Below are 13,962 nucleotides of genomic sequence, written 5' to 3'. Positions count from 1 at the left end.
CTCCCAGCCGAACCCACTTTTTTGTTCCAGGAGTTGAGTCATGGATGAGCAAACAGGCGTCGAAACCGCCAAGCCACGCTTCGAGCACGGGCACTTCCTGCTCATTGCAGGGCTTGGCGGACGATTTACCCAGGAAACCTCCAAGAAAATTCCCGATCTCTGGGAGAAATTCATTCCCGAGATTGGCAAAATTCCCGGTCAAAAAAACGAAGTGACCTACGGCATCTGTTGCAATCCGGATGGCAAGGGCGGCTTCGAATACATCGCCGGCGTTGAAATCAGCAAGCTCGACGACCTGCCGGATAAATACCGTTGGGTCGAGGTCCAGCCTCAACATTACGCCGTGTTCGAGCACAAGGGCTCTCTCGATCAGTTGCCCCAGACTTTCCAATACATCTGGAAAACCTGGCTGCCGCAGTCCGGTTATCAGGCGGCGGACGCCCCGGAATTCGAACGCTACAGCGAAGACTTCAACCCGAAGCTCAACACAGGCGTGCTGGAAATCTGGCTGCCACTCAAGCCTTGACTCCATCGGGAGGCGGACTCGGCATCCGCCTCCTGCCCGTTACTTGCCTTGCTTCATCCGTCGCGCCCGCAACAGGTCAATCGTCAACGTGATGAAGCCAAACGAGCTGATGCCCAACAACATAAGAAGTCCGATCTGAACGCTGCTCATGGTGTGTTCCCTTATTGATGGTCAGAGACAGGGCACATCAATAATCCGCACCGACAAACAATGACAGCGCCTATACGCAGGCTTTACGGCGCCTGCGGTGATCGATATGAACACCTTATTAATTTATGATCCCCAGCCTTCCCATCGCTGATCCCGAGCTGCCATGAACACCGTCATCCGCCACGTCACACCTGCTGATCTGGACCGCTGCTACGCCATCGAAACCGTTGCCTACGAAGGCGACGAAGCCGCCACCCGCGAAAAAATCGCCACGCGCATTGCCACCTGGCCCGAAGGTTTCATCGTGGCCGAAGTCGACGGCGTCGTAGCCGGTTTCATCAATTCCGGTGCGGCGTTTCAGGTCGAGATGTCGGACGAGGCGTTCAAGGAACTGATCGGGCACGACCCGGCCGGCCCGCACGTGGTCATCATGTCGGTGGTGGTGCACCCGGATTATCAGGGGCAGGGGCTGGCGAAACGGTTGATGGGCGAATTCATCGAGCGGATGCGCGCGCTGGGCAAGACCCACATCCATCTGATGTGCAAGGAGCGGCACATTCCGCTGTATGCCGGGTTTGGCTTTGCCTACATCAAGCCTTCAGCGTCCGACCATGGCGGGATGGCATGGCATGAGATGGTGTTGGAGTTGGGACAAGAGCAAATGAGTTCTTGAGATAAGTTTTTTAATGGCCTAAATTCAGACCTTGTTGCAGCGACCATCCTGTTCGGATGGTGAGCAGAGGAATGAATGATGCGAGTTGAAACTATCAGTTTTGTTAAAAAGAATGCGGCAGCGCTGGATCTTTCTGAGCCGATGCTCGTCACTCAGAATGGTGTTCCGGCTTATGTGATCGAGTCCTACGAGGAGCGTAAGCGGCGAGATGAGGCCATCGCGCTGATCAAACTTCTTTCGTTTTCTTCTCGCGACAAAGAACAGGGTAAGCTGATTTCTGGCGACACTTTGCTGGCCAGACTGGCGCAGCGGCGCCAATTGCAGCAAGACGATAACGATGCCTGAGGCCTTCAGGGTAGAGTTTGCGACTGCTGCGGAGCATGGGGTTGTTTCGCTGGAGCATTATCTCACGCAGCAATGCGGTCGAAAAAAAGCGGCAGAGATGGTTGATCAGCTGGTGATGCAGATCGTTACGGCTCTGAGCAATCAGGCCCATGTTTACGGTGTATGTCAGGAAGCAGCGTCGCTTGGGGTCACTCATTTTCGTGAGTACTTACCCATGGGGCAGCGGGTCTTGTATGAGGTGTTCCCGAGTGAAAACCTTGTAGTGGTCGCTTTGGTTATCGGCCAGTGTCAAAGTATCGAGAAACAGTTGCTCGATTACTGTCTTCTCCTCTAACAGCTAGCCAAATCCCATAAGGGTTGCCTCAAGGCAACCCTTTTTCGTGTTTGATCAGTAAAGACTATCCCGCACTCTGGCCGATGCTTCCCGGTCATACGTCTCTGCATCGAACTGCCCATCGTTCAATCGCTTGTGAAACGCACCCGCCGTCGGCAGGGCAGAGCGTTCGAGGTGCTTCTCAGGGTTCCATAAATCCGAACGAACGATGGCCTTGGAGCAGTGGAAGTACGCCGCTTCCACCGTCACCAGCATCACCGTGCGCGCCGGTTTGCCATTGACCGCAAAGCTCTCCAGCAACCCAGGTTCGGCGCTGATCTTTGCCGTGCCGTTAACCCGCAACGTTTCGCCAATCCCGGGAATGATGAACAGCAGCGACACCCGCGAATCGAGCACGACATTGCGCAGGGTGTCGATACGGTTGTTGCCCGGCCGATCCGGTATCGCCAGGGTGCGTTCATTAATGATCCGCACGAAACCCGGCGTGTCGCCCCGCGGTGAACCGTCCATCCCGTCTGGCCCCACCGAGCTGACGATCACCAGCGGCGAGGCGCGGACCATCGTCTGATAATCCTCGTTCAGAAAGGGGATCTGCTTGCGCACGGCGCGGTCGTGGGGTTGGCCGTAGAGGGCTTCCAGTTCTTCGATGCTGTTGAGCATAACCACCTCAGAAAATCAGCCCCATGCGCCGTTCATAACCGATCCGGCCCCTGTAGGCTTCGCCGCTGTCGACCCAGCCGAACTTTGCGTAGAGCGCGATGGCCGATGCGTTATCCGCATCCACCGACAATTCCAGCCCCTTTATTTCCGGAAATGCCTGACGCGCCACGTCGGGCAGGGCTTGCAGACAGGCCTTGCCATAGCCTTTGCCCTGAGCCCTATGATCGACTTGCAGTGCGTGAAGGGTGGCGCTGTGTTCATCGGCCCAGGCCGGCAGCACGGGCGGGCGCTTGAGCAGCAGAAAGGCCACGGGAACCTCCTCGACCAGTAGCGCAAATCCTTTGACGCCGGGGCCGGGTTTGGACAGCAAGGTGTGCAACGCACCGTGAATGTCGCCGGAGAACCTGATTTGTTCTTTGTGAACTTCAATGGCCTCGACCTGCTGGCGCTGGAGCGCGTTCAGGCTGTCGTAAGGCACGAGTCGGGATGTCACTGGAGTGTCCTTTTTCCAACAAAATGTGTTTCGGATTCTAACGAGTTTGCGTCCATGGATTATTTTTATTTGGGCTGTCGATTTGGCTTTTCGCCAGACGACTAAGGGTGTCTTCACAACAAAAACCACGGAGAACCACCATGAACGCTACCCACGAAATCCAGACCCTGATCGACACCTATCGTCAGGCGGTCATCGCCAAGGATGTCGAGAAACTCATGCCCCTGTATGCCGAGGACATCGTCTCCTACGACGCGGTCAAGGCCCTGCAATTTCGGGGCAAAGCCGCCTACCGCGCGCATTGGCAGGAATGCATGGAAATGTGCCAGGGCGCGCACAAGTTTGACTTCGACCATATGAACATCGTCGCGGACGAGCACATCGCCTTCGCCCATTGGCTGGCCCATTGCGGCGGCACCAACGAGAAGGGCGAAACCCAGGCCTGCTGGATGCGCGTGACCGCCTGCTATCGGCGCGACGATGGGCAATGGCGCATCGTCCATGAACACTGGTCGGCCCCGTTCGACATGATGAGCGGCACGGTGCTGTTCAACCTGGAACCTTGAGCGTCAGGCCGATTCGTCGGGAATGTCGCGAAAGCTTCAATCAGCAGCCATAGTTGATCCGTTCGATTCAGGAGAGCCCCATGAAGTATTTATGCCTGGTCTACAGCAACGAGCACGAGTTGCACTCGCTGCCCGAAAGCCCGAATGACGCTGAATGCATGGCCTACGCCGAGGCGATCCAGGGCAGCGGCCGAATGGTTGCCGCCGAGGCGCTGGAATCGGTGCAGACCGCGACCACGGTGCGCATGCGCAACGGGAAAATGTCGATCACCGACGGCCCGTTCGCCGAAACCAAGGAGCAATTGGCCGGCTTTTACCTGATCGATGCCAAGGATCTCAATGAAGCCATCCAGGTCGCCGGCAATATTCCGGCGGCCCGGGTCGGCTGTGTCGAGGTGCGTCCCGTTCGCCAGTTGAATCCCGGCGCCTGATGTCGGCCGAGTCGGTACGGGCGCGGGTCGAGCAGGTTTACCGCGAAGAGTCACGGCGGATTCTGGCGACCCTGATCCGTTTGCTTGGCGATTTCGATCTCGCCGAAGAAGCCTTGCACGAGGCGTTTTTCGTCGCGGTCGAGCGCTGGCAGCGTGACGGTGTACCGGACAATCCGCGTACCTGGCTCGTGTCCACGGGGCGTTTCAAGGCCATCGATGTGCTGCGGCGGCGCGCACGCTTCATCGCGTCGCAACCGATGTTGATCGCTCAACTGGAGGCGCTGGAGCAGGCCGACTGGAGTGACGAAGACGTGGAAGACGATCGCTTGCGCCTGATCTTCACCTGTTGTCACCCGGCACTCGCGGCGAACGCCCAGGTGCCGTTGACGCTGCGCGAAGTCTGCGACCTGACCACGGAAGAAATCGCCCGAGCCTTTCTGTCGGCGCCAGCGACCATCGCCCAGCGCATCGTGCGTGCCAAGGCGAAAATCCGTGACGCGAAAATTCCTTATCAAGTGCCGACCCTGGCGGAATTGCCCGAACGCCTGGACAGCGTGCTGCGGGTGATTTACCTGGTGTTCAACGAAGGCTATTCCGCGTCCATGGGCGCGGAACTGACCCGTGAGGATTTGACCCGCGAGGCGATTCGGCTCGGTCGTTTGTTGATGGAACTGTTGCCCGAACCCGAGGTGATGGGGCTGTTGGCGCTGATGCTGTTGCACGAGTCCCGACGCCCGGCCCGGACGTCGGCGAGCGGGGAGTTGATCGTGCTGGATGAGCAGGACCGTTCGTTGTGGGACGCCGAGATGATCGAAGAAGGTTGCGCGTTGGTAGAGCGGGCGCTGACGACTCGGCAATTCGGGCCTTACTGCCTGCAAGCAGCGATAGCGGCGTCGCATGCCGAAGCGCCTACGGCGGCGGAAACGGATTGGCTGGAGATTGTGGGTCTGTATGACGTGCTGTTGCGGGCGGTGCCTTCGCCGGTGATCGAATTGAACCGTGCGGCGGCGATCTCCAAGCGGGATGGACCGTTGGCGGGGCTGACGTTGGTTGAAGGGATTCTGGCGCGGGGTGATTTGCTGGATTACCACTTGGCGCACGCGGCGCGGGCGGAGTTTTGTCGGCAGTTGGGAAGGGTAGATGAGGCAAGGGCGGCTTATGAGCGGGCGCTTGAGTTGACGCAGCAAGTGCCGGAACGACGGTTTATTGAGGCCCGGATCAAGGCCTTGGTGTGATGTGATCTGGCTGGCCCCATCGCGAGCAAGCTCGCGCTCCCACAGGTTTAGCGCAAATCCTGTGGGAGCGAGCCTGCTCGCGATGGCAGCACCGCTATTCCAGCATCTTGCCTAACAACCAACTCCCCGCCGGCCCCGGTGGATGCAGCCGCGACCACAGCGCATCGACGAACACCGGTTTCGGCCAGCCGCGCACGTCCAGTTCCTGCAACGTCCCGGGTCCAAACCGCTCCACCAGCCACCGGGGTAACGGCGCCCAGCCGAATCCGCCCTGAGCCATTTCCAGCAGCATCAGATAACTCGGCGCCGACCAGACGCGCCCCTTTGCCCGGCTTTCATACGGATTGACGATCGTCGCCAGACGCAGCTCCCGGTGTTGTTGCAGCACGTCTTGATCGATGTGGCTCAGCGCCGCCAACGGATGCTCGCGGGACACGAACAGGGCAATCTCGGTCCGTTCTTCCACGGTCGAGCTGACCAGGTCCGGCGGGTAACTGTCCTGTTTTTCGGCGAAGGCCACATGCGCCCGACCCCGTTGCACCAAGGCCACCAGGTCATCGCATTCAGCGATCAGGCATTCAAGTTCCAGATCCGGATAGCGCTGCTCGAAGGCACTGAGCGCCGCTTCGAATCGGTCGGACTGATAGGTGTCGGAAATCGCCACGGTCAGCTTTGGCTCGACCCCTTGGGACAGTTGGCTGGCGGTCATTTCCAGTCGGCTGGTGGCGGCCAGGATTTCCTCGGCCCGTTGCAGCATCACATGCCCGGCCGGCGTCAGGCTCGGCTTGCGGCTGCTGCGGTCGAACAGCGTCAGGTTCAAGTCGATTTCAAGGCTGGCCACGGCGGCGCTGATGGTCGACTGACTGCGCCCCAGTTTGCGCGCCGCGGCGGAAAACGAGCCTTGAGTCGCTGCCTGGACAAAGGCCTGCAGCACTTCTTGAGAGGCCATGAACTATCGCCTTGATCGATGGTTATTGGTTATGAAGTATCGGTGTGAAGAAGGATCATGGCAACCACAGTCACTCAGAGGAGTCTGGCCATGAGCGCCAACAAATCCATCACTGAACGTATTTTCCAGGCCATTGGTTTCGAATTGCTGGCCATCCTGATCTGTACGCCGCTGCTGGCGTGGATCATGGACAAACCGATGCTCGACATGGGCGTCGTGACCATGGCTATTGCGGCACTTGCCCTGGCCTGGAACGTGGTCTTCAACGGATTGTTCGACCGTGCGCTCAAACACTACAACCTCGTGCACAACGCGTGGGTCCGTGTTGTCCATGCGCTGTTGTTCGAGGGCGGTCTGGTCGCGGTGGGTGTGCCGTTGATTGCCTGGTGGCTGAAGGTCAGCCTGTGGCAAGCGTTCGTGCTGGATATCGGCGTGTTGTTGTTTTTCCTGCCGTACACCTACGTCTACCACTGGACGTATGACGTAGTGCGGGAGCGGTTTGTCATGCGTCAGTCTTACGAAGCTTAAAAGCAAAGATCGCAGCCTCCGCTTTCATCGCCTGCTCTACGCCCGGCAACGGCATCTGCCGTTGCGGGTCAGGGCGTTCATGGATTGGCCGGCAAACCTCATCCAGTCCCCAACCTGAAGCACAACACACTTCCCCTGTGGGAGCGAGCCTGCTCGCGATGAGGCCACCACACTCAACATCATCGTTGACTGTCAGACCGCTATCGCGAGCAGGCTCGCTCCCACAGGGTTATGCGTTAGACGTGGAAATAACCTACGCAGCTATCAAACGGCAAACGCTTGAGCTCGATCTTGTTCAGGTCGAGTACTTCGCGCAGGGCTTTGGTTTCGCCGGGGAAGTTGCGGTAAGCGACTTCGTCGAGTACCACGATTGCGCCTTTTGGCATGTACGGCAGGAAGGTTTCCAGCGCGACTTTGGTCGATTCGTACAGGTCGGTGTCGAGGATCAGCATGGCCACGACCAGGTCCGGACGGGTTTTGACCCACTCAGGCACGGTCTTGACGATGTCACCTTTCACCAGCTCGCAACGCGGAATGCGATTGACCGGACGCAGCAGGTCGTTGGCGTCGATCATGTCCTGGATCAGGGACTGGTCGGTGTCGGAGAACATGGTCTCGTTGACGTCGGCCGGGTCTTCGTTTTTGTCGATGCTCTGGAAGCCTTCGAACGTGTCGAAACCAACGATCGAACGGTTGATCGCGTACGGTTCGAGAATCATCGACAGGTGCATGTAAAGCATCAGCGAGTTGCCCTTGTACACGCCGCACTCGATGATCGCGCCCGGTACTTCGGCGACTTTTTTGAACAGCTCCATGCGCGACAGCGCAGCGGTCACGCCGATGCGGTTGGCGAAGACGAACGGCGCGTCGGCCACGTACTCGGCATCGACCCGTTTCAGAACGTTGGCACGGGTTTCGTTGTACTGGGCCTCGGCAGGCGTGATGCGACGCTTGGTCATTGCTGGATTCCTTGGAAATTCGAAAAGTCGTGGGCGTGGAAATAGTCTTTGAAACCGGCGCCGACATCAGGGCAGGCGCTATCGACGTTGATCGCGCCGCGCTTGTGCTTGAGGTCGTCGAGGTGCATCAGGCGGAAGTCCACGCTGAAGCGGGTTTGATCGGTGTGGTTGGCGACCGTGCCGTGCAGGTGCGAGCCGGAGAAGATCAGCATCTCACCGGTGTTGCCGGCGATGCGCATTTCGGATGCGGTGTTGATCGCCTCCAGCGGCACCGGGTGCACGCGGACTTCCTCTTTGAGGTTGTCCTTGGCTTTATGCCGCTGGTTGTTGATCCAGTCGTTGAGGCTCCATTCGCTGGAGGTGTTCTTCACCGGTACGTCGAAGTAGCCGGCGTTGATCATCATGGTCTGGTCGGGGCTGATGGTGTGCACCGGCATCCAGGTGTTGATCTGGCAATCGACGCTGCCGTACCAGGTGTCGCGATGCGGTTTGTAGGCATAGCTGACACCGGCGTGCAGGTAGTCATAGTTCGGCACCACACGAATGCGCGGCACGTCGAAAATGTACTCGTGCGGGTCGACACCGATCTCGTCGATAAACGACAGGATCAGGTCCTTGGCGCGCTGGCTGTTGGTGAACTGGCCCTTGAGACGCGTCACCAGCACCACGAATTCTTCCACCGGCATCAGCGTGTGCAGCGCCTGGTGGTTGGTCTCGCCGTCGAAGGCGGCGGTGATGCTTTCCTGAGCAAACGCACACAGCTCTTTGGCGGCACGCAACTGAGTGTTCAGGAAGATGTCGCCGGCGTAGATGGCTTCTTTGAAGTCAGCTTTCTGTTGAAGCTGATTGATGTACAGATTCACGATTCCACTCCTGAATGCATCGAGTCTCTAATGAGTCGGCCACACGTTAGCAAACTGAAGTGTTACTCGGCGGATGGTGCATCAATAAAAGCGCAATCCCCTGAATTTGCGACGAAATACGTTCCCCCGAACAGAAAAAATCCCTGTAGCAGCTGGCGCAGCCTGCGTTCGGCTGCGCAGCGGTCGTAAAACCATAACGCGCGGTACATCAGACAAACCGCGTGCACCGGATTTACGACTGCTGCGCAGCCGAACGCAGGCTGCGCCAGCTGCTACAGGGATTGGTGTTGATCAGAACAACTGGGTGAAGAGCCAATACAAACTGCCCGACAACAGAATCGCCGCCGGCAAGGTCAACACCCAGGCCATCAGCAGGTTGCGGATGGTCTTCATCTGCAAGCCGCCGCCGTTGGCGACCATGGTCCCGGCCACGCCCGATGACAGTACGTGCGTGGTCGACACCGGCAGGCCGAACATGTCCGCCGCGCCGATGGTCAGCATCGCGACGGTTTCCGCCGAGGCGCCTTGCGCATACGTCAGGTGGGTCTTGCCGATCTTCTCGCCGACCGTCACCACGATGCGTTTCCAGCCAACCATGGTGCCCAGCCCCAGGGCGATGGCCACTGCGATTTTCACCCACAGCGGAATGAACCGCGTGGCGTTGTCGATCTGCTGTTTGAACAGTTGCAGTTTGCCGGTGGTGTCGGCGTCGAAGTTGCCGACCTTGTTTTTGTCCATCAGGCGAATGGTTTCGCTGGTCAGGTACATGTCGTTACGCACGTTGCCCATGGCCTCAGCCGGGACTTTCGAGAGCGAGCCGTAGCCCTTCACTTCGTTCCCGATATTGCCGGTCAACGCGGCGAGGGCGGGGATCAGTTGTGGTGAGGCTTCCTTGCTGCGCACGTAATCGGACAGCACCGGACGCGGGTCGGCCGGCGCTGGCAGCGGCGCACTTTTGACCAGCGCTTGCTGGGTGACTTCGGCCACGGCGGCAAACTGCAGCGCCTGGTCCGCCGGCATGGTGCGGTTCAGCGCGTAAGCCATCGGCAGCGTGCCGACCAGAATCAGCATGATCAGACCCATGCCTTTCTGGCCATCGTTGGAACCGTGGGCGAACGACACGCCGGTGCAGGTCAGGATCAACATGCCGCGAATCCACCACGGTGGCGGCGTATCACCCTTCGGTGCTTTGTACAGTGCACGATTCTTCACGAAAGCACGCAAGGCCAGCAGCAACAGCGCGGCAAACGCGAAGCCGATCAGCGGCGACAGCAACAGCGCATAGCCGACTTTGGTTGCCTGCGCCCAGTCCACGCCGCTGGTGCCGTCACGGCCGTGCATCAGGGCATTGGCCACGCCAACCCCGATGATCGAGCCGATCAGGGTGTGCGACGAAGACGCCGGCAAGCCCAGCCACCAGGTGCCGAGGTTCCACAATATCGCGGCGATCAACAGGGCGAAGATCATGGCGAAACCGGCGGAGGAACCGACTTGCAGAATCAGCTCCACCGGCAGCAGGGCGATGATGCCGAACGCCACCGCGCCGCTGGACAGCAGCACCCCGAGGAAGTTGAAGAACCCGGACCAGGCCACCGCGAAATTCGGCGGCAAGGAGTTGGTGTAAATCACCGTGGCCACGGCGTTGGCGGTGTCGTGGAAACCGTTGACGAACTCAAAGCCGAGGGCAATCAGCAGCGCCACGCCCAACAGCAGAAACGGCGTCCAGGTGGTCACCACGGTGCCGAGTTCGTTCATGTCGTGCATCAAGCTGTAGGCGGTGAACAACAGCCCGCTGCCCAGCACAGCGAAGAAAATCACGATGGTCAGCAGGCCGGGCTTTTTATCGAGTTGCGGTATGGCGCTACTGGCGGGTGCCTGGGCGGCGGTGAAGGAAGGAGTAGCCATGACGGACAATCCTGAGGGGAGAAGGAATGTCGCCCATGATCGTTGCTGAATGTTACAGAGAGACTGCCCTAGGTCAGGGTTTGGGGTTTTTGCTAATCCGTTAATCCGAATCCCCCACCGTGATCGTTCCTATGCTCCGCGTGGGAATGCATCCATTGACGCTCCGCGTCAACGCTGGACGCAGAGCGTCCGGGGCGGCATTCCCACGCAGAGCGTGGGAACGATCGTCGGAAAAGGCTCAATAATCCTGGCGCTTGCGAAACGCCCAACGCCCGGCGATCACGGTAAACGTCGCGACCAATGCCACCAGAATCCAGAACCCTTCCGGGTCGCCGGAAAGCGGCACCCCACCGACGTTCATCCCGAAGAAACCGGCGATGATGTTGATCGGCAAGGCCAGCACCGTCACCACGGTCAGGGTGAACAGCGTGCGGTTGCTCTGTTCGTTGAGGTTGGCGGCGATTTCTTCCTGCAACAGCTTGATCCGTTCGCCCAGCGCCGTGAGGTCGTTGATGATCAGCGCGAACTCCTCGGTGGACTTACGCAGCTCCTTGACGTCTTCCTTCTGCAACCACTGCGGCGGGCGATTGAGCAGACGCAGCAACGAGCCCGGTTCCAGCGCCAACAAGCGTTGCAGGCGCACCAGCACTCGTCGGTTGGCACCCAGCTCAGCCCGGTTGGTCGACAGCCGCGAGGACAGCAACTCATCTTCGATCTGATCGACACTGAGGCTGGTCTTGCGCACGATCTGGGTCAGCACTTCGCCCTGGTCGCGCAGCAGATGCACCAGCAATTCCAGCGGCGAGCGAAAGCACTCACCGGCCTTCACCGACGAGCGCAGCTTGTCCACCGAGTGCAGCGGTTGCAGGCGTGCGCTGACGATCAGACGACTGCGGGCGCAGACCCACAGCGTCGAAACATCTGAAGAAACCATGCTGCTGAGGTTGAACACCACGTCGTTGACCACCGCTAGCAACGCCGAATCCACATGCTCGATACGCGTCGAACGAGAGCCCTCATGCAGCGCTTCGAAAAATTCGTCGGGCAATTCCAGATGGCTTTTCATCCAGCGCTCGCATGCGGCGTGGGCCAGGTTCAGGTGCAGCCAGAGAAATTCGTCGTTGTCGCCGGGTTGTTGCAGGCACTGCAAGGCCTTGGCCGAATCGAGCTCGCGGCCGCGCTCACCGGGGCGAAAACTGAAACCGTACAGCAGACCGAACAGGTCCGTGTCGCGATGGCTTTGGTCGATGCTGTGGTTCATGAGGTCTCACTGAGGGAGGTGCGGTCGGTCGCTTTGTGTAGCAGCTGGCGAAGCCTGCGTTCGGCTGCGCAGCAGTCGTGAAATCAGGCAATGCGTTGCGTCAGGTAGACCGCGTGCTCAGGTTTTACGACTGCTTCGCAGCCGAACGCAGGCTTCGCCAGCTGCTACAGATCGCGTTACGGCGGGTTTTGCAGGTTCACTTGAGCCGCATCATCGCAAGGATTTTTGACGGTTTTGTGACAGTTGGATAGCGGCAAAATAGTGGCCGTACCGATGGTCGGAATTCATTCAAGAACCGCTCTGGGACGCCGATTACGCTGACGTTAACTTGCACGGCTTTGGCCACGAACCAAGGTCGCAGACAGGGATGTCCGGACACCTTTCACGCCTTGTTGCGGCGTGCCTCATCCCTGTCATGAGTATCACTCGATGCTGCAAAAATCCCTGAGAGCACAAATCCTTGCCTTGTTGAGCGGCAGCCTGTTGGCCATGTTGCTGATCGCCCTGGCCTGCTTTCACTTTCTGTCCAGCGGTGTTCAGAACTACGCGAATCTGATCGAAGGCCCGCTGCACACCTCGCAACTGATCGATGAAGCCAACCTGCAATTCAAGGTGCAGGTACAGGAGTGGAAAAACGTCCTGCTACGCGGCAAGCAGCCTGCGGACCTGGACAAATACTGGAAGCAATTCGAAGACCGCCAGCGCGACGTGCAGGGCATCCTTGGTGAACTGGCCGGGCAGAAGGGAATCGAGCCGCAGCTGAAAACCCGCATCGAACGCCTGCGGGACGAACATCGTCTGTTGGGCGCGGCTTATCAGAAGGGCCGTGACGCCTACGTGGCGGCAGGCGCCGACCCAACGGCTGGCGACACGGCGGTCAAAGGTGTGGACCGCGCGACCAGCGATCAGATGAGCGAGTTGGTCAGCGAATTGCGCAAGCAGGGTGCCGCGCAATCGAAGCTGATCAGCGCCGACGCCGATCGCACTGTGTTGCTGGGGATCATTGTGATGCTCGCCTCGGGACTGTTGATCGGGTTGTTGAGCCTGTGGCTGGTCAACCGCAACCTGGTCGAACCGATTCGTAAACTGATCGAGTACGTGGCGCAACTCAGCCAGGGTCGTTTCGCCGAACGCGTGGCCAGCACCCGTCAGGACGAGCTGGGCAAACTGGCGATGGCCGCCAATACCCTGCGCGATTTTCTTGCCGAAACCTTTAACCGTTTGCAGCGCAGCGCCAAGGATCTGGACAGCGCCAGCGGTGAGCTGAATTCCATCGCCACCCTGATGGCCAGCGGCACTAACGAGCAGTTCAACCGCACCGATCAGGTGGCCACGGCGATGAACGAAATGTCCGCTACCGCGCAAGAAGTCGCGCGTCACGCAGCCGATGCGGCACGTGCCGCCGACGATGCCGACCAGTCCGCCCAGCAGGGTGAAAAGGTCATGCAGGGCACCATTCACACCATCACCCAAATGCGCGGCGAAATCGCCAATACCGCCACGGTCATCCGTCGTCTGGAAACCGACAGCGGGCGCATCGGCAAGGTGCTGGAAGTGATTCGCGGCATCGCCGAGCAGACCAATCTGCTGGCGCTCAACGCCGCCATCGAAGCGGCCCGTGCCGGTGAAGCCGGGCGCGGTTTTGCGGTGGTGGCCGATGAAGTCCGCAGCCTGGCCCAGCGCACGGCGGCGTCGATCATCGAGATCAACCAGATCATTCAAACGGTGCAAACCGGTGCGGTAGACGCCGCTCAGGCAATTGAAAGCGGTCAGTCGCGCAGTGAGGAAAGTGTCGAACAAGTGACTCAGGCCGGCGCCATGCTGGAGCGCATCACCCTTGCCGTGGAAGCCATCCGCGACATGAACCGCCAGATCGCTACCGCCGCGGAAGAGCAGACGTCGGTGGCCGAAGACATCTCGCGCAACCTCACCGAGATCACCCGCATCGCCAGCACCAATCTGGACAACGTGCAGCGCACGGAAGCGGCCAGCCACAACCTGCACGGGTTGTCGGGGCAGTTGAATGAAGTGACGGCGCGCTTAAGCGCGTAACGGGAATGGCTGTGTACCGGTTTGCTTACCGA

General features: G+C 59.4%; 16 protein-coding genes. 9 read left to right on the top strand and 7 right to left on the bottom strand.

Annotated features, from left to right (window positions below; translation table 11 throughout):
• The first annotated feature begins 40 nt into the window (after positions 1-40).
• From AC3IUE_RS25470 to AC3IUE_RS25455, 4 genes are all read left to right on the top strand, one after another.
• Entirely contained in the window at positions 41-526 is a 486-nt protein-coding gene (locus AC3IUE_RS25470) for a GyrI-like domain-containing protein (protein ID WP_046049519.1), read from the top strand.
• Positions 527-839: 313 nt separating this feature from the next.
• Positions 840-1,349 (top strand): GNAT family N-acetyltransferase, encoded by a 510-nt coding sequence (locus AC3IUE_RS25465; protein ID WP_046049520.1) that lies wholly within the window; start codon positions 840-842, stop codon positions 1,347-1,349.
• A gap of 78 nt (positions 1,350-1,427) precedes the next feature.
• Positions 1,428-1,694, top strand: a complete 267-nt coding sequence (locus tag AC3IUE_RS25460; protein WP_046049521.1) for a prevent-host-death protein — start codon at positions 1,428-1,430, stop codon at positions 1,692-1,694.
• Positions 1,687-2,028 carry a hypothetical protein gene (locus AC3IUE_RS25455; protein ID WP_489264130.1) on the top strand — a complete coding sequence of 114 codons (342 nt, stop codon included), beginning with the start codon at positions 1,687-1,689 and terminating at the stop codon, positions 2,026-2,028. The genes AC3IUE_RS25460 and AC3IUE_RS25455 overlap by 8 nt, the downstream gene beginning before the upstream one ends.
• A gap of 54 nt (positions 2,029-2,082) precedes the next feature.
• Here the strand turns inward: AC3IUE_RS25455 and AC3IUE_RS25450 are convergent, their stop codons facing one another.
• Both AC3IUE_RS25450 and AC3IUE_RS25445 read right to left on the bottom strand, forming a co-directional pair.
• Positions 2,083-2,688, bottom strand: coding sequence for a pyridoxamine 5'-phosphate oxidase family protein (locus tag AC3IUE_RS25450; RefSeq protein ID WP_489264129.1), 606 nt, complete (start codon positions 2,686-2,688; stop codon positions 2,083-2,085).
• A 7-nt stretch (positions 2,689-2,695) separates the two neighbouring features.
• A complete protein-coding gene (locus tag AC3IUE_RS25445; RefSeq protein WP_489264128.1) occupies positions 2,696-3,181 on the bottom strand; it encodes a GNAT family N-acetyltransferase in 486 nt (161 codons plus the stop codon).
• A gap of 140 nt (positions 3,182-3,321) precedes the next feature.
• On the opposite strand from AC3IUE_RS25445, the gene AC3IUE_RS25440 reads away from it, so the two are divergent.
• From AC3IUE_RS25440 to AC3IUE_RS25430, 3 genes are all read left to right on the top strand, one after another.
• Positions 3,322-3,747, top strand: coding sequence for a YybH family protein (locus AC3IUE_RS25440; RefSeq protein ID WP_008151160.1), 426 nt, complete (start codon positions 3,322-3,324; stop codon positions 3,745-3,747).
• An 80-nt stretch (positions 3,748-3,827) separates the two neighbouring features.
• Complete coding sequence (locus AC3IUE_RS25435) at positions 3,828-4,178, top strand: YciI family protein (protein ID WP_008151161.1); 351 nt, start codon at positions 3,828-3,830, stop codon at positions 4,176-4,178.
• Entirely contained in the window at positions 4,178-5,413 is a 1,236-nt protein-coding gene (locus tag AC3IUE_RS25430; protein WP_489264127.1) for an RNA polymerase sigma factor, read from the top strand. The genes AC3IUE_RS25435 and AC3IUE_RS25430 overlap by 1 nt, the downstream gene beginning before the upstream one ends.
• A 94-nt stretch (positions 5,414-5,507) precedes the next feature.
• Here AC3IUE_RS25430 and AC3IUE_RS25425 read toward each other — a convergent pair whose 3' ends face one another.
• A complete protein-coding gene (locus AC3IUE_RS25425; RefSeq protein ID WP_283188928.1) occupies positions 5,508-6,362 on the bottom strand; it encodes a LysR family transcriptional regulator in 855 nt (284 codons plus the stop codon).
• Between the two features lie 90 nt (positions 6,363-6,452).
• On the opposite strand from AC3IUE_RS25425, the gene AC3IUE_RS25420 reads away from it, so the two are divergent.
• A complete protein-coding gene (locus AC3IUE_RS25420) occupies positions 6,453-6,890 on the top strand; it encodes a multidrug/biocide efflux PACE transporter (protein ID WP_489264126.1) in 438 nt (145 codons plus the stop codon).
• A 236-nt stretch (positions 6,891-7,126) separates the two neighbouring features.
• Here the strand turns inward: AC3IUE_RS25420 and AC3IUE_RS25415 are convergent, their stop codons facing one another.
• The 4 genes from AC3IUE_RS25415 to AC3IUE_RS25400 form a co-directional block, all read right to left on the bottom strand.
• Positions 7,127-7,849: a TylF/MycF/NovP-related O-methyltransferase gene (locus tag AC3IUE_RS25415; RefSeq protein ID WP_046049529.1), complete on the bottom strand. Its 723-nt coding sequence runs from the start codon at positions 7,847-7,849 to the stop codon at positions 7,127-7,129.
• Complete coding sequence (locus AC3IUE_RS25410) at positions 7,846-8,712, bottom strand: 2OG-Fe(II) oxygenase family protein (protein WP_056741453.1); 867 nt, start codon at positions 8,710-8,712, stop codon at positions 7,846-7,848. Before AC3IUE_RS25410 ends, AC3IUE_RS25415 begins: the two co-directional genes overlap by 4 nt.
• A gap of 291 nt (positions 8,713-9,003) precedes the next feature.
• On the bottom strand, positions 9,004-10,617 hold the full coding sequence (locus tag AC3IUE_RS25405) for an inorganic phosphate transporter (RefSeq protein WP_489264125.1): 1,614 nt from the start codon (positions 10,615-10,617) through the stop codon (positions 9,004-9,006).
• A 238-nt stretch (positions 10,618-10,855) separates the two neighbouring features.
• Positions 10,856-11,878, bottom strand: a complete 1,023-nt coding sequence (locus AC3IUE_RS25400; RefSeq protein WP_008145929.1) for a transporter — start codon at positions 11,876-11,878, stop codon at positions 10,856-10,858.
• Positions 11,879-12,307: 429 nt separating this feature from the next.
• On the opposite strand from AC3IUE_RS25400, the gene AC3IUE_RS25395 reads away from it, so the two are divergent.
• A complete protein-coding gene (locus AC3IUE_RS25395) occupies positions 12,308-13,930 on the top strand; it encodes a methyl-accepting chemotaxis protein (protein ID WP_489264124.1) in 1,623 nt (540 codons plus the stop codon).
• The last annotated feature ends 32 nt before the right edge of the window (positions 13,931-13,962 follow it).

The organism is Pseudomonas sp. GL_093, assembly GCF_057837605.1.
Note: the sequence above shows the minus strand (reverse complement) of the source record. Positions and strands in the feature narration are given on the sequence as shown.

Coding starts and splice junctions, on each gene's coding strand:
- AC3IUE_RS25470 (WP_046049519.1), top strand. CDS start 41: ATGGATGAGCAAACAGGCGTCGAAACCGCCAAGCCACGCTTCGAGCAC.
- AC3IUE_RS25465 (WP_046049520.1), top strand. CDS start 840: ATGAACACCGTCATCCGCCACGTCACACCTGCTGATCTGGACCGCTGC.
- AC3IUE_RS25460 (WP_046049521.1), top strand. CDS start 1,428: ATGCGAGTTGAAACTATCAGTTTTGTTAAAAAGAATGCGGCAGCGCTG.
- AC3IUE_RS25455 (WP_489264130.1), top strand. CDS start 1,687: ATGCCTGAGGCCTTCAGGGTAGAGTTTGCGACTGCTGCGGAGCATGGG.
- AC3IUE_RS25450 (WP_489264129.1), bottom strand. CDS start 2,688: ATGCTCAACAGCATCGAAGAACTGGAAGCCCTCTACGGCCAACCCCAC.
- AC3IUE_RS25440 (WP_008151160.1), top strand. CDS start 3,322: ATGAACGCTACCCACGAAATCCAGACCCTGATCGACACCTATCGTCAG.
- AC3IUE_RS25435 (WP_008151161.1), top strand. CDS start 3,828: ATGAAGTATTTATGCCTGGTCTACAGCAACGAGCACGAGTTGCACTCG.
- AC3IUE_RS25430 (WP_489264127.1), top strand. CDS start 4,178: ATGTCGGCCGAGTCGGTACGGGCGCGGGTCGAGCAGGTTTACCGCGAA.
- AC3IUE_RS25425 (WP_283188928.1), bottom strand. CDS start 6,362: ATGGCCTCTCAAGAAGTGCTGCAGGCCTTTGTCCAGGCAGCGACTCAA.
- AC3IUE_RS25420 (WP_489264126.1), top strand. CDS start 6,453: ATGAGCGCCAACAAATCCATCACTGAACGTATTTTCCAGGCCATTGGT.
- AC3IUE_RS25415 (WP_046049529.1), bottom strand. CDS start 7,849: ATGACCAAGCGTCGCATCACGCCTGCCGAGGCCCAGTACAACGAAACC.
- AC3IUE_RS25405 (WP_489264125.1), bottom strand. CDS start 10,617: ATGGCTACTCCTTCCTTCACCGCCGCCCAGGCACCCGCCAGTAGCGCC.
- AC3IUE_RS25400 (WP_008145929.1), bottom strand. CDS start 11,878: ATGAACCACAGCATCGACCAAAGCCATCGCGACACGGACCTGTTCGGT.
- AC3IUE_RS25395 (WP_489264124.1), top strand. CDS start 12,308: ATGCTGCAAAAATCCCTGAGAGCACAAATCCTTGCCTTGTTGAGCGGC.